This window comes from Streptomyces sp. CA-179760, assembly GCF_050937045.1.
Classification (GTDB): Bacteria; Actinomycetota; Actinomycetes; order Streptomycetales; family Streptomycetaceae; genus Streptomyces.
Map to the genome: position 1 here is coordinate 864,555 of NZ_JBNJLZ010000001.1, position 18,064 is coordinate 882,618.

Below are 18,064 nucleotides of genomic sequence, written 5' to 3' on the forward strand. Positions count from 1 at the left end.
TTCAGGCCGCGGTGCGGCCGAGCGTCGTGATGAAATCGATCGGCTGGTCGGTGCGGCCCTGCAGGGCGAGGTCCGCTGCGATGTCACCCATGGCGGGCGAGAGTTTGAAGCCCTGACCGGAGAAGCCGGCCAGCAGGATGATGTCGTCGCAGCCCGGCAGGGGGCCGACCAGCGGGCGGGTGCTGTCGGTGTAGCCCTCCATGAAGACGGACAGGCGCACCGGGTCGGGATTCAGGCCGGGCAGGTGGCGCCGCACCATCGCGGTGAAGGTCTCCAGCTCCTCCGGCGCCACGGCCCTCTCCAGCCGGTTCGGGTCGTCCACGGGCCGGTGGTGGGCCTGGGACAGGCCGAGCTTGACGGAGAGGCCGTCCGGGGACGGGATGCCGTAGAAGTGGGTGCCGCCCGCCCGGATGAAGGCGGGGCGCTCCGCGCCGGCCCGGTGGTCCTCGTCGGGCAGGAACCAGGCGCTGATCGCACGGTACACGCCCACTCCCCACGGCAGGTCCGGCAGCAGGTCGCCCACCCAGGGGCCCGGGGCGACCACAGCCGCGTCGAAGCGCTCGACGCCGGTGTCCGTACGGATTTCCACGCCGCCCCCGGCCAGCGCGTTGACCTTCCGCACCGGTGTGTAGCGGCGGATCCGGGCCCCCAGCTCCTCGGCGCGCCGGGCTGCGGTCTGGACCGTCAGCTCGGGGCGGACGAAGCCGGCACGGGGGTCGAGAACCGCCAGATCTCCGTCCTCGACGCGGAACTGCGGGAAACGCTTGGCCAGCGCCTCGGCCTCGATCACCTCATGGTCGAGGCCGTGCTCGGCGACGACGTCCATGACGGTGCGCATCTCGGGGTCGTCGGCCGGCCCCATGAACAGGCATCCCGTCAGACGGCGCAGCTCCCGTCCGGTCTCCGCCTCCAACTGCGTCCAGAGGGCGTCGGCGTGCCGGACGAGCGGCACATAGCGGCCGTCGTCGGTCTGCACACTGCGGAAGACCCGGGTCTCACCGCCTGCGGCACTGCGGTCGTGGCCGGGGGCGAAGCGGTCGTAGGCGACGACCTCGGCGCCCCGGGCCGCGAGCCGCCAGGCGGCCTGACTGCCCACCGTGCCCGTGCCGACGACCGCGACACGTTTCCGCGTAGCCATGTGGTTCTCCTTGCCGGATGGTGGTCGGGAGCAGTTCAGGCCGAGGTGCGGCCGACGGTCGACACGAAGTCGATGGGCTGGGGCGAGGCGCCGTCCAGCGCGAGGTCCGCGGCGATGTCGCCGAAGGCGGGCGAGAGTTTGAAGCCGTGGCCGGAGAAACCGGCGAGCAGGATCACGTTCTCGTTACCGGCGCCGGGCAGCGGGCCGACCAGGGGGCGGCTGCTCTCGGTGTAGCCCTCCATGTAGACGGAGAGGCGGGTCGGGTCGGGGTTGAGGTCCGGCATGTGGCGGCCGATCAGCTCGGTGAAGATCTCCAGCTCCTCCGGCTGCACGGTCCGGTCCAGCTGGTTCGGGTCGCCGGCCGGGCGGTGCAGGGCGCGGGACAGGCCGAGCTTGACGGAGACGCCGTCCGGGGAGGGCAGGCCGTAGCAGTGGGTGGGCGCGGTGCGGATGAACGCTGGACGCTCCTCGCCGAACCAGGCGTCGGTGGTGGGCACGTACCAGGCGCTGATCAGCCTGCGGATGTCCACCTCCCAGGGCAGGTCGGGCAGCAGGTCGTTGACCCACGGACCTGGGCTGACCACGGCCGTGTCGAAGAGCTCGCTGCCGGCGTCCGTGCGGATCTCGACGCCGTTCGCGACGGGGACGATCTCGCGGACCGCGCTGTAGCGGTGGATGACGGCGCCCAGTTGCTCGGCCCGGCGGGCGGCGGTCTGGATGGTCAGCTCCGGGCGGATGAAGCCGGCCCGGCGGTCGAGCACGGCCACGTCGCCATCCTCGATCCGGAACTGCGGGAAGCGCTTGGCGAGCGAGTCGACGTCGAGCACCTCGTGGTCCAGGCCGTGCTCGGCGATGGATTCAAGCACCGTGGCCATCTGCTGGTGCTCGGTCGGTCCCATCAGGAGGCAGCCGGTCAGGCGGCGCAGCTCGCGTCCGGTCTCCTGCTGGAGCTGCTCCCAGAGGCCGTCGGCGTGCTGGAGCAGAGGGACGTACCGGGAGTCCTCGAAGTGGGCGCTGCGGAAGATCCGGGTCTCACCGCCGGCGGCGCTGCGGTCATGGCCGGGCGCGAACCGGTCGTAGGCGACGACCTCGGCGCCCCGGGCCGCCAGCCGCCAGGCGGCCTGGCTGCCCATCGTTCCGACGCCGACGACGGCGACTCGCTTCTTGACAGACACAGCGGTTCCTTTCGTCTCCCGGCCTGGACGCCGGGCGCCCGGCATGCGGATTTTTGGATTCCGGATGCGAGGCGGGCTGGAGATTGCCGACTCGGGCTTTCGGGAGGCGACTTCAGGCCGGCCTCGCTCAGCCCGTTCCACTCAGCGGCACGGTGTGCTACTCTTCGGCACGACGAACAATGGCAGCGGTGTCGGAGGGAGTCAAGAGATGTTGTCTGAGGAAATGCACAATTAACGGGGGCAACCGCATGGAAGTCAGAAGCGTCGCCAGGGCCCTGCAGATCCTGGAAGCGGTCGCGCAGCACCAGCCGGTGACGGTCGGAGAACTGAGCAAGCTCCTGGGGCTGCCCAAGTCGACCGTCCAGCGCACACTGGTCACCTTGAACGAAGCCGGGTGGCTGCGGGCCAACCGCAAGGACACCACCCGCTGGGACATCGGCGCACGGGTGCTCGCCGTCCGACCGGCGGCATTGCAGGGCTCGAGCCTGTTCGCCGCCGCGCGCGAGCCCATGATCCGACTCCGGGACGCACTGAACGAGACAATCCACCTGTCGGTGCCGGACGGGCTGCAGGGCGCTGTGATCGTGGACCGGGTGGACTGCACCCACGCACTCCGGATCGTTTTCGCCATTGGTGACATATCACCCCTGCATGCGACCGCCTCGGGGCGAGCGATCCTCGCGCATCTGCCGACAGCGGACGTCGATGAGGTTGTCAGGCGCGGCCTGGAACGTTTCAGTGATGCCACGCCGACCGATCCGGTCCAGCTGCGCGCCGATCTGGAGCGAGTACGGGCCGACGGATTCTCCGTCAACCGAAATCAGTACCGGCCGGGCGTCTGCGCGGTGGCCGCCGCCATCCTGGATGGGGATGGCACGCCCCTTGCGACGATCACCGTCTCGATCCCCGAGTCGCGGTACGACGCAGCACGCCTACCGGAGCTAGGGCGTCTTGTCACTGACACGGCGAAGGAGATCGCAGCGCGTCGCACAGGTGAGTGAGCGCGCAGCAGGATTCAGCGCAGGGGCAGTCCCGTGGTGCTACGGGCCGCTCCCCCAACGCCTGGTGCCTTGCAAACCGGGCTCGGAGCGGCCCCTCGCGATGCGATGCGTCAGGACCCGACCCGCCGTTGTCGGGCGGTGCGTGTTGAAGCCGGGGCGGGTCTTGGCATGGGCGGTCGGCAGCACTTGAGGGCTCGGCAGAGGGGGTCCGCAAGGAACTCCGTGGATCAACAGGGGGATCGGATGGAAATGAAGAGCCTCACCCGGTCGCTGCACATCCTGGAGGCGGTCGCGCAGCATCAGCCGGTGACCGTAGGGGAGCTGACGAAGCTCTTCGGACTTCCGAAGTCGACCGTGCAGCGCACCCTGGTCACACTGGCCGAGGCCGGCTGGCTGCGGGCCAACCGCAGGGACACCACCCGCTGGGAGATCGGCGCCCGAGTGCTGGCCGTACGGCCTGCCGCGCTGCAGGGATCCAGCCTGTTCGTCGCCGCCAGGGAACCCATGCTGCGCCTGCGGGACAAGGTGAACGAGACCATTCACCTGTCAGTGCCGGATGCCCTTCAGTGCATGGTCGTGGTGGACCGCGTCGACTGCGACAACGCCGTACGGACCTTCCACGCCATCGGCGAAACCTCCCCCTGCACTCCACCGCGGTCGGGCGCGCCGTCCTCGCCTATCTGCCCAAGCAGAACGTGGACGAGCTCATCGCGCGAGGGCTGGAGGAGTTCGGCGACGCGACGCCCGCCGACCCCGACGAGCTGCGCGCCGAGTTGCAGCGGATCCACACCGACGGCTACTCGGTCAACCACAACCAGTTCCGTCCGGGCGTCTGCGCGATCGCCGCACCCGTCCTCGACGAGGAGGGCACGCCGCTGGCCACCGTGGCCGTCTCCATGCCCGAATCCCGGTACGACGAGGCCCGGCTGCCCGAGTGGGGCCGCATGGTCGCCGACACGGCCGCGGAGATCACGGGGCGCCGCCCGGGCACCTGACCGGAAGCGGCGACTCAACCCGCATCACCGAGAGCCGGCCCCCACACACACAAGCGCTGGGGCCGGCCCGCGCCGCGTTTCACCGCAGTCACGCCCTGTGCCCGGCCGTGGCCGGGCGCAGGGCGGCCGTCCTATCGAGCCCCTGAACCGCCGCTCCGTGAGCGGGCGTGGTTGCCCCACGCATAGGCACGCCCGCAACCATGTTGCCCCACCGCACGCGCTCCTGCCGTGCGCGTTTCTACCGTGTCCGGACACCCACCCTGTGCTGTTCGGAGAGGTTGGTGACGCGGCTGGCCGGTGTGTGGCCGCTGATGCCGGTGTGGGGTCGGTGGTAGCTGTACCAGTCCAGCCAGTCGGGAAACGCTGCCTGGCGCACCTGCAGGAGCATGGAGAGCACCGGGTTGCCGACGGCTTCGGCGATGCGCAGGGGGAAGGCGATGTCGTGGGCGACGAAGTCCTCGACGGTGGCGGCGGAGCGGCACCGGCCGAGGATGTCGCGGAGTTCCTTCAGGTCGGGCGGTTGCAGCACGGCTGCGGCCAGTCCGGTCGCCTGGGGTTCGAGCAGTCTGCGTACCGGGAGCAGTTGCAGGCGGCGCGGCCCTGGGAGACGTCTGCGGCAATGGACAGTGCCTCGAGGAGGAGTTGGGGTTCCAGGCTCGAGACATAGGTGCCGTCGCCCTGCCTGCTGACCGGGATCCGCATGGCGGTAAGGGCGCGGACGGCTTCGCGCAACGAGTTGCGGGACAGGCCGAGTTGTCCGGCGAGGACGCCCCCCTTGGGCAGGCGGGAGCCGGGCTCGAGTTCGCCGACGGTCATCGCCTTGATCTTGTCCATCGCCTCGTCGTCAGTGGCCTCGCCAGTAGCCCGCAACGCCGCAACCGACGATCACATCAACGCGTTAGAGATCATTTACGGGCTGCGCACAGGTCTGGAGCGCTCGGGCTTCCGACACTCTGGTAGAGGCCTCCTGGCGCACCGACGGCAACCAGGAAGTGAGCCCCTGTCCGAGCGGGGCGACATTCCCGAGTTCGACGCGGCGTAGTCAGCACCAAGTCAGCACGGGACAGGTGAGGACGGGTGATGACGTGGGCTTTCAGTCAGCACTGAACCAACACGGGAGTCAGCACTGCGCTGTCAAATCACCCCGAACCGCACTTGCCGGACAGTCATCGTTTCGACCGCCCCCGGGCACCTGAACCACCCTTCCCTGAGCCATCATGGTGGCTGCGCGCATACCCCACCCGTCAACTATGTTGTCCCGCCACATGTGCCCCTGACCTGCGGCTTCCTACCGTGTGCCATCACGTACCCGTCCCCACCGCACACGAGGAAGTGGCGCCCATGGCCTCCGCAGCAACCGCTCCCCCACCCCAGGGCAACCTCAAGCGCATCGTCGCCGCCAGCCTCATCGGCACCACCATCGAGTGGTACGACAACTCATTCGATCGGGGCTAGGACCTGCGGGTTTCCTTGATTCTGGCCCTCGAAGTCAGCACGGAACCAGCACGGGGTAGGTGGCGTGCTGGCTCGGTGCTGGCCGACCTGCGTCGCAGCGCGCTCCATTGGTACCGAGGGGTCCGCGCATGGTTGCTCAGTGTCACGAACAGCCTGAGCCGACAGGGATAGGCCCACCCCCCGATGAGGGCCAACGCCATACGGATCGCGAGGACAAGCGAAGGGGGCCTCAGGACACTGTGACTTCGCCCTTCTCACACGCCAGGCGGGCCGATGAGCGTGCCGCCTTGCTGGGGCAACCCGAGCGCCTATGCGCACTTGCGTGCGCCTATACCTTCGTTCGTACGGTGCCGAGCCATGTCAGCATCTGTGGAAGAGGTACTCGACCGGCTCAGCACAACGATCCCCGTCCGCATCAATTCGACCGCCGCACTGGTCACGGACATGGACAAGGCGGCCGCGGCCATCGATCGACAGCGCGCACGGAACCGGAACGAGAAGGAGCCGAGTTTCCGCAAGCCCGAACTCGGCCCGTTACAAGGCGCCGACCGGCAGGATCTCGTCTCCACCCCCTGGGACTTGCTAAGCCTCTTTGCGCGAGCCACCGCCCTCGCCCGTCATGGACGCGGCAGAGGATTGGCCGAACACTGGCAAGGACTGAAGTATTGCCAGGCCATGGCCACCGGTCCCGGTGGCCACCTGGCCCTCACCGACGATGGCCAAAGCCCCGAGCTCTCCTACAGAGCCATGCAGGCACGGGAACTGGGGCGAGCCTTCGGACTCGCCGTCGCCGAACGCACCGTGCGGAACCGCTTCCCGGACCACATGGTCTCCACCCTGGACTCGGAAGCCATACTCCTGGCGGGCTTCGCACGCTCCGGCCCTCGACCGTCCCTGGGCGCCCGGCCACGACCCGACTTCTTCATCGAAGCATGGCGACCGGGCGAGCGGTCACGCGTCTTCGTGGTGACGGTCAACGGCAACCATCAGAAGGCCACCAAGCGCACCGCCAAGGCTGACCGCTCAGCATTCAAGCAGCTGGCCAGGGGCAGCGAGCGCGCTGAGCACTTCCACCTTGCCGAGTGGAACACCACGCCGTGCCTCTTGATGTCGACCGAATTACTCGCGGTGGACGGAATCACCGTCAACGCTCTGCAGGCGCCGGGCGCAGGACTGCTGCCCGCGAGGTCGACCACAGGGCGAGGGAGTGCGGACGCGGTGCTGTCGGAGCGGAACCTCGCGTACGCCGGCGCAGTGAAGGTCCCTACCGACGGCCACAGAGAACGGATTCAGGACGGGTTCCTCATCCCCCGCAAGGAGCTTGGCTGGTACGGCCAACTGCTCGCGCGCACTGAAGCCGCAGGCCAGCTGGCCTTCGCTGGAGCGGGCACCGAGATCGCCCAGTACCTGACCGACAAGCAGGGCCACAAACACTACAAGCAGCAGACCTTCGCCGGTTCGTCCAGCGTCCGGGACGCGCGGCACAAGATAGGCGCGACGGTCTACGTCGGAACAGATCAAGTGTTCCGACTCAACCGGATCCGCGTCGAGGCGTTCTCAGGGATAGCCGAGGAACTGTACGACCTGCTGGTCAAGGGACAGGTGGAGGCATACCGGCACCGGGCGTACGAACTGCGTGACACACATCCGACCAGCACCACGGCCCCGCTGTGGGGTCCCGTTTCCTTCGGCGCTGAAGGCACCGTGATGGCTCTGCGCGTGCTGCCGAAGAAGGACGAGGAGGAGAGCCCCTGAGGGAGCAGATGCCTCCCAGAGGGCGCCCTTGAATTATTGGCCGCGCCACCGGCCTCGGCACGGCCCCGTACAGCGTCAGTCCGCGGAGGAGCAGCTTCAGGACAATCCGGCTAACCCGCAGTGCTGTGGCAGCCGGGCGCACGAAAAGGCCTCGACAGGCAGCTACGGCAAGGTTCACGTCCGCGACAACCGCCATGAGGGCCCATCTCCACCCCCGAGGCCGGATACTCTCCTGCTCCACGTCCCATGAGAACCTTGCGCCTCCTGCCGATGTGAGGCGCTCGGCATATCCTCAACTGCTTACAGTCGGCCTGCCCCGCAACCGAGCGCGCTGGTGACCCCGGCGAAGCTCTCGTGGCGGCCAGGCACTTCGGGACGCTGGATAACGAATCGTGACGGGACTTCGTTCCCTCACCGCCCGTGGGACACGGACCGCACCAGCCACCCGCGGGCCTCTAGTGCCCCGAGATGGGGTTCGATGCGGTTCCGGTGCGCGGCGAAGGCCAGCAGATGTGTGGGGCGGGTCGCCCCCACGAAGAGTAGCTGAGCCGCCTTGCGCACCGTGACCGGGGCATCGGCGACATCCCTTGACTGGGCCACGAGCGCGAGTGTCTCGTGGACGTCGTACTTGCGGCCGCGGCTGTCGAGGCACTCCAGGATGAGGGTGGCCGCGTGCGTCTCGCCCTTGGCTCGCTGGATGGAGGTGGCCACCGACATCATCGGTGTCGTGTCGTTGCCAACCGCTTCGGCATGCGGTGCGAGTAGGGCAATGTAGCGCAGGACGTCGTCGAGACGGCGCGCAGCAGGCGGCGCGTCGGCAAGCTGCGGCAGCACCTCTCGCAAACGCTTCATCAGAGCCTTCCACTGCTCGGGGTCGTCGATGTCCGCACTGAGCAGGTCGTGTAGCAATTCGCGCATCTGCAGGCCAGCCGTGGCAGCACTGCGTTCGATGCGCTGGATCGCGGGCAGAGCGTTGTCTGAGCCCTGCCGGAACGCTCGGCGCACGGCATCCCAGGTCTGAGCCGTTGCAGTGCGCCGGTCGCCGGCGGCCAGCAGAGCGCGCGATGCGCGGACGGTGGTGATCAACTCAGCGGCGGGCCGCGCGGCAGTGTTGGGGGTGAAGGTGGGCAGGTAACAGGTCAGCGACTGGGGGAAGGCATCGGCTGTTCCGGGGGCCAGCCGTGAGGCCAGGACGCGTGGTGGTGCTGCCGCCAGTAGGTGGTCGGGGACAGTTTCACGGGCCAGGCGCTCGAAGGCGGGAATGACGTCGGCGACGCAGTTGTCGTCGAAGAGCAGCAACGCGATGGTTCCCTGAGGGCCGACGCCTTCGATGCCCTGGCGGCGCTGAACGGTCAGCAGGCTGGCCAGATCCGCGATCTGGGTCCCGAAACGTCGACTGACGGGGAGCTCGGCTGCGGAGGCGTGCGGAAAGGCCGAGGGCAGCACGCGGGTGGGGGTGCAGTCGGCGAAAATGCCCTGGTTGACGTCGCCGACCCGCTGTACGACGGTGCCGCCTTTACCGAAGACCTGATCAAGGAGGTGCTGCTGCACGTCGCTGGTGTCCTGCATCTCGTCGAGCAGGACGAACGGGAAGCGGTGTGCGGTGGCCCGAGCGATGTCGGGGTGGTGCAGGAGATGGTGCTCGGCGATGGCGAACATGTCGCTGTAGCGGAAGAGGCCTTGGTCGGCGAGGTCGTTCTTGAGGCGGACCAGTTGTTGTCCGCTGGGACTGGTGCTGCTGAAGGGCAGGGACCCGGTTGGTCCGGTGACGGTGAGTTCGCCCGCGTCGCATACGTAGTGGGCGCGGGCGACGAGGTCGCGTCCGTCATGGCGGCGTTCGGTGTATGCCTTCAGTTTGAAGAAGCCCCGGTGGTTGTCCAGAAGGCGCAGGGCTGCGTGTTCGTAGGCATCGTCGTCGACCGCCTGGATGTCGATGCCGCGGGAACGCAGGGCGGGCAGGGCGAGGAAGGTGTCCTCCTCCAGCAGAAACACCGACGGATACGACCTCGTCCTACGCCTCCTCCTCGGGGTACTCGCCGTCGTCGTCCCCCTGTCCCACCTGGCCTGGCTGTCCGGCAACATCACCGCCTACCTCACCGGCACCGGCTGGGCCTCCTATCAGCCAACCAACGCCCTACTCCGCCCCGAGCGGGTCTGGCCCGACGCAGGAGAAACGTCCCTGCTGGTCGGTGCCCGCATCGTCCCCGTTCTCCTGGTCCTCGCTCTCGGGGCAGGGGCCGGCGTCCTGTGGGCCCAGCACAACAACCGAAGCGGCGGCCGGAAGAAGATCACCGACATGGCCAAGGCCCGGGACATCGAGCCGCTGATGGCCAAGGCGATCACCGACAAGGCCCGCTCCCTGCGCCCCAGCTTGAAGGACAGCAAGCACATCGACGCGAAGGACACCGGCATCCTTCTCGGCAACCTGCAGGGCAGCCGCCACGAGGTACGGATGGGGTTCGAGGACGTCGCCGTCGCGATCATGGCGCCCCGGTCCGGCAAGACCACCTCGCTCGCCATCCCGTCCATGCTCGGCGCACCCGGCCCGGTCCTGCTGACGTCGAACAAAGCCGCCGGCGACGCCTTCACCACCGCCTACGAGGCAAGAGCTCGGGTGGGGGCGGTGTGGACCATGGATCCACAGCAGATCGCGCATGCCGCCCGCGAGATGTGGTGGAACCCTCTCGCCAGCGCGACCACCTTGGACGGGGCGAACCGGCTCGCCGGACACTTCCTCGCGGCCTCGGTGGACGCCTCCCAGCAGGGCGACTTCTGGTCGAAGGCCGGCAGCAACATCTTGTCCCAGCTGCTCTTGGCCGCGGCGCTCGACGAACGGCCCATCACCGACATCATGCAGTGGCTCGCCTTCCCCGCCGACCGCACTCCGCTGGACATCCTGCGCGACCACGACTTCGCCGCCGTCGCCGCTCAGCTCAAGGGCACCGTCGAGGGTCCCCCGGAAACGAGGGACGGCATCTACGAGACAGCCCGGCAGTACGCCTCCGCGCTCCTGAACGCGGAAATCGCCGCGTGGGTGACCCCTCAGAAGGACGTCCCGGAATTCCGGCCGGAGCAGTTCGTCACGTCCACCGACACGCTGTTCCTGCTCAGCAAGGACGGCGGCGGCGGAGCCTCGGCGCTGATCGCCGCGTGCGCGGACTCGGTGATGCGGGCCGCGACCGCGCAGGCCGAACGTGCTGGCGGGCGCCTGGATCCGCCCATGCTGGCGATCCTCGACGAGGCCGCCAACGTGTGCAAGATCAGCGACTTGCCGGACCTGTACTCCCACCTCGGCAGCCGCGGGATCATCCCGATCACGATCCTGCAGTCCTACCGCCAGGGCCAGAAGGTCTGGGGAGACGCGGGCATGGACGCCATGTGGTCCGCCTCGACCGTCAAGGTGATCGGCAGCGGCATCGACGACCCCGACTTCGCCGACAAGCTCAGCCGCCTGATCGGCGACCACGACGTGGAGACCACGTCCACCTCGCACTCAGAGTCCGGAAAGAGCACGTCGGTGTCGATGCGGCAGGAGCGGATCCTGCCCGCCGACGCGATCCGCGCCCTGCCCAAGGGCACCGCGCTCTGCTTCGCCACCGGCATGCGCGCCGCCATGCTCGACCTCCGACCGTGGTACCGGGAGCCCGGCGCGGAGGAACTGTCCGCGGCGTCCGCCCGCGCGTCGCAGGCAATCACCGCCCGCGCCGTGGCGAAGCACGCGCCGACACAGTCCGACTTCGGGCTGGCCACGTGATACTCGACCTCTTCGCGGGGCCGGGCGGCTGGAGCAGGGCACTGCACGTCCTCGGCGTGCGCGACATCGGGCTGGAATGGGACGAGTGGGCGTGCAAGACCCGGGCTGCGGCTGGGCAGTTGACGATCCGCACCGACGTGGCAATGTATCCGACGTGGCCTTTCATCGGCCCGCACCCGCGGAATGATCGCTTCCCCTCCGTGCCAGGCGTGGAGCATGGCCGGCAAACGCCTCGGCCTGCTCGACCAGCCGCTGGTGCACGCGGCGGTCGAGGACCTGGCCGCCGGACGCGACTCCCGCGAACGCCTCCTCGCCGCATGCCGTGACGAGCGCTCCCTGCTCGCAGCCGAGCCGATGCGCTATCTGTACGCCCTGAACACGGTCGGCGAACCCGACTGGGTCGCCATGGAGGAAGTGCCGCACGTCCTGCCCTTGTGGAAGCAATACGCGGCCGTCCTGCGCGGGTGGGGGTTCTCCGTCTGGTACGGGATCCTCAACGCGGCCGACTTCGGCGTCCCGCAGACCAGGAAGCGGGCGATACTCCTGGCCTCCCGCGTCCGTACGGCGCAGCCTCCTACCCCCACGCACTCCCAATTCGCCGAACCGGAGTCGCTGTTCGGTCCGGGCCGCCCCCGCTGGGTCAGCATGGCCGAGGCCCTGGGATGGGGCGCAACCGACCGGCCCGTCCCCACCGTCTGCGCGGGCGGTGGACCCGGCGGCGGACCCGAACCGTTCCCGTCGGGCTCCCGCAAGACGCTGTCCGACGCCCGTGAGCGCGGCACCTGGATGCCCCGGCCGGACGGAGTGGTCCTGCAGTCCCGCCCCGAAGGCGCCGGATGGGCGGCCCGGCACGGCACCCACGAGAACCGAGCCGCCGACGCTCCGACGCCGACGTTCACCGCCGAGGCCCACCGTTGGTCCTGGTCCCTGCGCAGCAACAACCAGGCCAACGCCACCGTCCGTCCACTGTCCGAGCCGGCTGGCACGCTGTTCTTCGGGCACCGCGCGAACGAGTGCACTTGGATCGCCGAGCCCGCCTCTCCGCCGACCATGGATGTCGACGCGCCAGCAGTTCCCGAGCCGATCCGGATCACCGCCCGCGAGGCAGGCATCCTGCAGACCTTCCCCGCCAACTATCCCTGGGCCGGCAACAAGGGCCAGCAGTTCTCCCAGATCGGCAACGCCGTGCCCCCACTGCTCGCCGGCCACCTCCTCGCCGCCTGATGCCCCACGCCCCCGAACCCGACGCAGACGACCTCGACGCCATCGCACCGCCCCAGCCGGTGTTCCACGTGGAGCAGGCCCTCCTCGGCGCCCTCCTCCTCGATCCGCACCGTCTCAGCAACGCGACCGGCGTCGCCGCCGACTCGTTCTCCACCGCCGCGCACGCCGCCTTGTACGCCGCGATCACCAGCCTGCCGCCGCCCGACCCCGCCGAGCACGCGAAGAACACCAAGTGGCTCGACCGCGTGCTCGCCACAGGCCGGCAGCAGGCGCGCGGACTCACCGCCTCCTACCTGCACACCCTCATCCAAGTCTGCCCCTGGGCCAGCCACGCCCCCGCCTACGCCCGGATAGTCGAAGCCGAATACGCCCGCCGCCGCCTACGGACGGCTGCAGAACGCCTCGTCCACACCGTCCACGACGCCAGCCTCCCCTACCCCGTACAAACGGTGCTTGCCGAGGCGGACGCACTCGCTGCGGTCGTGGATGACATCGCTAACCGCTTCCCGACACGCGCAGGTGTGCTGCCGCGCACCACCGCCCCGCCGCCGTCCGCCGCACCCGACCCCGCAGAGGCAGCCGAGGAGGAACAGATTCTGCTCGCCACCGCCACGGCCTACCCCGCCGACATCGAGGCCGTCCGGTGGCTGCTCCCCGAGGACCTCACCCTGCCGCTGCACGCCGGCCTGTGGCAGTGCCTGACCACCCTGGCCCGCCGCAACGAGCCCGTCGACCCTGTCACGGTCCTATGGGAAGCCCAGCAGCGCGGCCTGCTGGACGACGGAAGTGAACCGGGCGGGGTCCTGCGCATGCTGGCCGAACCCGCCGGTTCCCTCGAGCACTGGGGTGAGCGGGCCCTGCAGCGCTCGCTCATGGCCACGGCCGAACACACCGGCCGACGCATCGAGGCGTACGCCGGCAACCCCGCGAACACCCCGTTCCAGCTCGTCGTCGGCGCCCGCCGCGCCCTCGCCGACATCGCCGCCGTCCGCACCCGCTGGCAGCACGCCACCGGAACCACCCCGCCACAGCAGCGGCGACCGGCGCCCACCACCCGCGCCGGCCCGCCGACCACCACGGCCGCACACGCCGCCCGGTCCACACGAGCAACCCGATAGCCCCCGCGTACACCGGTGGCCGGACCCCAAGGCCCGGGCGCCAGCAGAAGAGACGAGACCCCCACGTGACTCCCGCCATCGACGCCCACGTCCGCCTCGACACCCACCCCACTCACCCGAGCGCCGTGCAGGCCGTCCTAACCGGCAGCCAGGCCCACGTCGCTCTCATGGCTCTGGAGGCTGCCGACTGGAGCGCCGCCGCCGAAAACATCCTGGTCCTGGCCCGCATCGATCACGAGGAGCCCTACTGGGCCGAGGACGCAGCCAAGCACCTGATCGCCGAAGGCATCACCGTCGAGAGCACCCCTCGGCTCCAGGAGGCCATCGACGAGGAATGGACCTGGGCGAACTACCCGATGCCCTGGTGCACCCGCAGCGAAATCCGCGAGGTCTCCAACCAGGCGCAGAAGATCCACGACGACATCCGCAACGGCCAGCTCCTCATCCACGCCCACGCCCACGACGGCCACACCACCGTCGCGGTCGGCACATACCTCCACCCAGGCGGCAAGTCCGTCTACCTGCACGACGAGGACCACCTGCGCCAAATCGCCGACACCTTCGACTCACCCGCAAAGGCCCTGCTCGCCTTCGAGAAGGCCCACGCAGCCGAGATGCGCCCCGGCCCAGCTCCCCTGACCGACACCGAACGCGCCGCCATCGAAGCGCGCTCCGTCTTCGACGCCACCACGGCCAGGTCCGACCCCTCCCGCCCGGAGCCGGAGGCCGTCCCCGTCTACCTGGCCGATGCCGGCGACCACGACGCGCTTCTCGACACCTTCCTCGACGCGCACGGCGAGTTCGAGCTCGTCCTGCAACTCGCTACCTACCTGGACCGCTACCCGGACATGGGCGAGGAACTGGCAGCGCTCCTGCCGGCCCTACAGGACGGCGCGCCGTCAGCGGGCGCCCCGGCGCTGATGGCGCGGAACAACACCAACAGCCAGATCGTGCAGGCGTCCGGCAACCTGGACGCGGGCAGTGGGGGCATCAACTACGGGGTCCCGCCACGCAACCCGAGGGCGTGAGCAGGCCGTGACCTCGTCCAATGTGCCGCCCGACAACCTTGTGTCCGGCGGCAGCGGGATTCACGCAGCCAACAACACCTACGCGACTCTGCTGCAGGCCGGGCGGGACATCAACCTGCATCAGCAAGAGCCCCTTCCCACCGAGCCCGTGTTCCCAGCGGAAATCGACGCGGTGCGCCGTGCCTGGGTCGCCGAGGACAGCGGGGGCAAGGAGATCGCGACCGCCCCGGAAGTGCTGGCCATGCTCGGCCAGGACGAGCGGGTGGTTGTGATCGTCGGCCCGCCCGGGGCGGGCAAGACCGCAGCGGGACTGCACGCCCTGTCCGAGCTGCGACCCATACTGCCCGGGACCGGCGGGCCGAGGCTAAGGCTGCGCCTTGAGCACGTGCTGCCGGATGGGAATCGGTCGAGAAGGACAAGTGGCTGCTTCCCGCCGAGCACGGCCGAGGGTACCTGCTCAATGTTTGGCGAGAGCGCGCGCTGGGACAAGCCGGACGTCACGGCCACGAAGTTCCTCGGTCACGCCGAATCCTGAGGAAGAAGGGCTCCTAGAAGGGCTCCTACCTTGTCGTGGTCGCGGGTGAGCACGGCTGGCCCGAGAACGACCCGGTCCTGGGGCGCACCGTCGTTCGAGCTTTCAGCGCACCCTCGGGCGACCGGATCGCGCTCCGCCACATCGAGCGGCTCTGTCCGTGGGTCGCACGCCGTGGATGGTTACAGGAAAGCGTCCGCGAAGCTGGCGGACGGGGTGAGGAGAGTGACGGTGAGGACCGTCGAGGCCCGCTTGCCAGCCTCCTTCGAGCCGACATGCAGCCGGGCGACGCCGCGGCACTCGCTTTTGAACTCAGCCGCATCAGCGGACTCGGGTGGCACGGTCAAGGACGCCCGCGACCTCGGTCTGCGCTGGCGTGAACGGGTCAGTACCGCTTTTCGCGAAACGCGGGACAGCGCGGACGACCGAGCGTTGCTGCTGGCGGCCGTGCTCTTGGAGGGGCTCAGCCCCGCCGAGATCCTGGCCGGGGCGCGTCTGCTGCTCGATGACCGGAAGACGCGCGGCATCCGGGACATTCTCACCGGCCGCGATCTCGTCACCCGGCTGGAGGCAGTCCAAGCGAATATCGACGGGCAGCGAGTCTCCTTCGGCCACCTGCCCGTGTACCCGGCCGCAGTGCTGCGGCACTTCGGCGCCAGCTCAGTGACATCCAGCCCAGCCTGATCCAGTGGGTCAAGCAGCTCACCGTCCCCAAGGGGCTCGGCGCCGGGCGCATCCCCCAGATCGCGGACCTGCTCGCCCAGTTCACCGTGGACGAAAGCGACCTGCGCCCTCTGGACGTCGCCCAGTCATGGCCCACCGCCGGCGACGCCGGGCAGGACGGCGCTTCTCGTATGCTCGCACGCGTCGCCAGGGACCCCGCCCTCGGCCCAGAAGCCCGTGCGAAACTGCGGTCCTGGGCCGTTCCGAGCACGACAGCGCCGTATCCGTGACCGAAGAGGTCGTGCGCGCCATGTGCTCGGAGATCTGGCTGCTGCCGCGCGTATGGGACACGGTCAGCAAATGGGTGACCGAATACAAGCAGCCGGATGATCGGAATCATCTCGCGGCACGCCGCGCCGTCCTGGCCCTGCTCGATCCCTCCGCTGATCACCCTGCGGCGACCCTGCTGCTGTCCAATGCCCTGGAGCACCCAGACACAGCAGATGAACTGGTACAGGGCTGGTCCGCCGCCCTGTCCGTGCCAGCCCTGGAAACACGGTGCGAGGAAGTCCTCGCTGCCTGGGCCGAAGCAGTGGCGGACGGCGCACTCGACGCCGACGCAGTGGTCGAAGTACTCAACCACGTCATCCGCGAGCACTGGATGACCGGCCCGCTGTCCACCTTCATCGCCGGACGGGCAGCCACGGGATACACCTCCCAATCGGTCGTCGACCTGCGCGAGCGCCTCATCCTGCGCTGGAACGACCCCCGGCCGCCCCACACCGGGCCGCGCAGCGGCCAGACCCCGACGCGCCACGCAACCTCCCTCGAATACGATCCCGCCCCTCACACCGGGCCGGAGGACGAGGCATGAGACACAGCTCCAGACGGGCCCGCCGCAAGCAACTCCGCCGGAAGGCAGTCAACAGATCGGGGCGCCTCCTCCTCTGGGTCGCCGACGAGAACCTCTCAGCCTCGCCTTCCGTCAGCTGACGCCGGCCGGCATCTCGTCCCCCTCACCGCCGATGGCATCTCCCGCGACGCCGCCTCGGCATTAGAACCCCTACCGCCGGAGCTCCCCGCCCAGCCATTGCGACAGGAGGGGGCGGGGCGCCTCACCCTTGCCAGGTCGTCGGGTTGAGCCTGGGCTCCTGCGGCTGGCCTCCAAAGACAGCAATGTGCAGGTGCGACGGCGGCTGCGGCCGTGTAGATGAACGCACCCGGCTCGAGAGGCATAACCCCAGAAGGAACAGAATGCATCAAAATGACTCATTTGATATGACAGATTTCCTCAAGGGGTGGACGACTCTGTATCTTGTCCCATGTGAGCGACGGGCGCAGGCAAGGGCGAGACAATTCGGTCCATTCGGTAGACAGGGCGATCTCGATCCTCCAGGTGCTTTCTCAGCGCAGAGTGGCTGGCATCACAGAAATCGCCAACGAGATCTCCGTGCACAAGTCGACGGTGTCTCGGCTGATTGCGACCCTGGAGGCCAGAGGGATGGTCGAGCAAGCCTCCACACGAGGTGGGTACCGGCTGGCTTACGGCATCCAGCGTTTGGCGGACGGAGTTGGCAAGCAACACGATCTGACCGTGATCAGTCGCACCGTGTGCAACCGCCTCGCGGAGGAGTTGAAGGAGACCGTCATTGTCGCGGTGCATGAGGGCCGCACAGTGGTCTCTATCGACCAGGTAAATGGCTCGGACTCACTCACCATCGTGAACCGGGTCGGGCAGCACCATCCTCTTCACCCGACTGCTGCCGGCAAGGTCTTCCTCGCGTTCATGCCCCGCGCCGAACTGCAGACCTACCTCGACGCGGAAATGGAACGCCTCACCCCGCACACGATTGTCGATCCGGGCGCCCTGGAGACCGAGCTGGAGACCGCACGCAAGCACGGTTATGCCCGAGTCGACGAGGAACAGGAGATCGGGCTCGCGGCCGTCGCGGCGCCGATTCGAGCCCACGACGGCCAGGTCGCCGCCGCCCTGGTGGTCTCCGGTCCCGCATTCCGTATCAACGAGGACACGATTCTGGGAATAGTCGAGCACCTGCTGTCGGCTGCCGCGGAGATCTCGGAGCGAAACGGATACCCGAAAGCCGGCTGAGTCGCGCTATCGGCGGCCGAGGACAACACCTGGCAAGCACAGCGCATCGGCGCCGATCGCAGGGGACGCAACACACAGACTCGTCGGCGGGCAGAGGAGAAACATCTCTGCCGTCG

The 18,064-nt window shown here is 68.9% G+C and carries 13 protein-coding genes and 4 pseudogenes; 12 read left to right on the plus strand and 5 right to left on the minus strand.

The genetic code is table 11. The annotated features are described in order from the left end of the window. Position 1: 1 nt before the first annotated feature. On the minus strand, positions 2–1,138 hold the full coding sequence (solA, locus tag ACQEV8_RS03720) for an N-methyl-L-tryptophan oxidase (protein WP_432957286.1): 1,137 nt from the start codon (positions 1,136–1,138) through the stop codon (positions 2–4). Positions 1,139–1,173: 35 nt separating this feature from the next. Further along, complete coding sequence (solA, locus tag ACQEV8_RS03725; RefSeq protein ID WP_432957288.1) at positions 1,174–2,313, minus strand: N-methyl-L-tryptophan oxidase; 1,140 nt, start codon at positions 2,311–2,313, stop codon at positions 1,174–1,176. A 248-nt stretch (positions 2,314–2,561) separates the two neighbouring features. Here solA (ACQEV8_RS03725) and ACQEV8_RS03730 point away from each other — a divergent pair, with 248 nt between their 5' ends. From ACQEV8_RS03730 to ACQEV8_RS03740, 3 genes and pseudogenes are all read left to right on the plus strand, one after another. Next, on the plus strand, positions 2,562–3,314 hold the full coding sequence (locus ACQEV8_RS03730; protein WP_432957290.1) for an IclR family transcriptional regulator: 753 nt from the start codon (positions 2,562–2,564) through the stop codon (positions 3,312–3,314). A 249-nt stretch (positions 3,315–3,563) separates the two neighbouring features. Continuing rightward, positions 3,564–3,668: pseudogene (locus tag ACQEV8_RS03735) on the plus strand (helix-turn-helix domain-containing protein); the annotation flags it as partial. 212 nt (positions 3,669–3,880) lie between these two features. Continuing rightward, on the plus strand, positions 3,881–4,309 hold the full coding sequence (locus ACQEV8_RS03740; RefSeq protein ID WP_432957291.1) for an IclR family transcriptional regulator: 429 nt from the start codon (positions 3,881–3,883) through the stop codon (positions 4,307–4,309). 382 nt (positions 4,310–4,691) lie between these two features. Here ACQEV8_RS03740 and ACQEV8_RS03745 read toward each other — a convergent pair. Beyond that, a pseudogene (locus ACQEV8_RS03745) lies at positions 4,692–4,838 on the minus strand (FCD domain-containing protein); the annotation flags it as partial. Next, entirely contained in the window at positions 4,817–5,143 is a 327-nt protein-coding gene (locus tag ACQEV8_RS03750) for a FadR/GntR family transcriptional regulator (protein ID WP_432957292.1), read from the minus strand. The gene ACQEV8_RS03750 and the pseudogene ACQEV8_RS03745, both read right to left, overlap by 22 nt. Positions 5,144–6,121: 978 nt before the next feature. Between ACQEV8_RS03750 and ACQEV8_RS03755 the strand changes: the two genes are divergently transcribed. Next, positions 6,122–7,519, plus strand: coding sequence for a hypothetical protein (locus ACQEV8_RS03755; protein ID WP_432957293.1), 1,398 nt, complete (start codon positions 6,122–6,124; stop codon positions 7,517–7,519). 411 nt (positions 7,520–7,930) lie between these two features. Here the strand turns inward: ACQEV8_RS03755 and ACQEV8_RS03760 are convergent, their stop codons facing one another. Further along, entirely contained in the window at positions 7,931–9,511 is a 1,581-nt protein-coding gene (locus ACQEV8_RS03760) for a UvrD-helicase domain-containing protein (RefSeq protein ID WP_432957295.1), read from the minus strand. On the opposite strand from ACQEV8_RS03760, the gene ACQEV8_RS03765 reads away from it, so the two are divergent. The 8 genes and pseudogenes from ACQEV8_RS03765 (at position 9,453) to ACQEV8_RS03800 (ending at position 17,948) form a co-directional block, all read left to right on the plus strand. Next, entirely contained in the window at positions 9,453–11,273 is a 1,821-nt protein-coding gene (locus ACQEV8_RS03765; RefSeq protein WP_432972425.1) for a type IV secretory system conjugative DNA transfer family protein, read from the plus strand. The two genes, ACQEV8_RS03760 and ACQEV8_RS03765, sit on opposite strands and share 59 nt — an antisense overlap. Next, positions 11,270–12,497, plus strand: a pseudogene (locus ACQEV8_RS03770) (DNA cytosine methyltransferase). Before ACQEV8_RS03765 ends, ACQEV8_RS03770 begins: the two are co-directional and overlap by 4 nt. Further along, complete coding sequence (locus ACQEV8_RS03775) at positions 12,497–13,615, plus strand: DnaB-like helicase N-terminal domain-containing protein (protein WP_432957296.1); 1,119 nt, start codon at positions 12,497–12,499, stop codon at positions 13,613–13,615. Before ACQEV8_RS03770 ends, ACQEV8_RS03775 begins: the two are co-directional and overlap by 1 nt. 65 nt (positions 13,616–13,680) lie before the next feature. Further along, positions 13,681–14,421: pseudogene (locus tag ACQEV8_RS03780) on the plus strand (DUF317 domain-containing protein); the annotation flags it as partial. A gap of 229 nt (positions 14,422–14,650) precedes the next feature. After that, positions 14,651–15,178 (plus strand): hypothetical protein, encoded by a 528-nt coding sequence (locus ACQEV8_RS03785; protein WP_432957298.1) that lies wholly within the window; start codon positions 14,651–14,653, stop codon positions 15,176–15,178. A 228-nt stretch (positions 15,179–15,406) separates the two neighbouring features. Continuing rightward, the gene (locus ACQEV8_RS03790; RefSeq protein WP_432957299.1) at positions 15,407–15,859 is read left to right on the plus strand and encodes a hypothetical protein; all 453 of its coding nucleotides are present in this window, start codon (positions 15,407–15,409) and stop codon (positions 15,857–15,859) included. A gap of 265 nt (positions 15,860–16,124) precedes the next feature. Then, positions 16,125–16,712: a hypothetical protein gene (locus tag ACQEV8_RS03795; RefSeq protein ID WP_432957301.1), complete on the plus strand. Its 588-nt coding sequence runs from the start codon at positions 16,125–16,127 to the stop codon at positions 16,710–16,712. A gap of 450 nt (positions 16,713–17,162) precedes the next feature. Then, positions 17,163–17,948 (plus strand): IclR family transcriptional regulator, encoded by a 786-nt coding sequence (locus tag ACQEV8_RS03800; protein WP_432957302.1) that lies wholly within the window; start codon positions 17,163–17,165, stop codon positions 17,946–17,948. The last annotated feature ends 116 nt before the right edge of the window (positions 17,949–18,064 follow it).

Coding starts and splice junctions, on each gene's coding strand:
- ACQEV8_RS03775 (WP_432957296.1), top strand. CDS start 12,497: ATGCCCCACGCCCCCGAACCCGACGCAGACGACCTCGACGCCATCGCA.
- ACQEV8_RS03750 (WP_432957292.1), bottom strand. CDS start 5,143: ATGGACAAGATCAAGGCGATGACCGTCGGCGAACTCGAGCCCGGCTCC.
- ACQEV8_RS03755 (WP_432957293.1), top strand. CDS start 6,122: ATGTCAGCATCTGTGGAAGAGGTACTCGACCGGCTCAGCACAACGATC.
- ACQEV8_RS03730 (WP_432957290.1), top strand. CDS start 2,562: ATGGAAGTCAGAAGCGTCGCCAGGGCCCTGCAGATCCTGGAAGCGGTC.
- solA (WP_432957286.1), bottom strand. CDS start 1,138: ATGGCTACGCGGAAACGTGTCGCGGTCGTCGGCACGGGCACGGTGGGC.
- ACQEV8_RS03765 (WP_432972425.1), top strand. CDS start 9,453: ATGCCGCGGGAACGCAGGGCGGGCAGGGCGAGGAAGGTGTCCTCCTCC.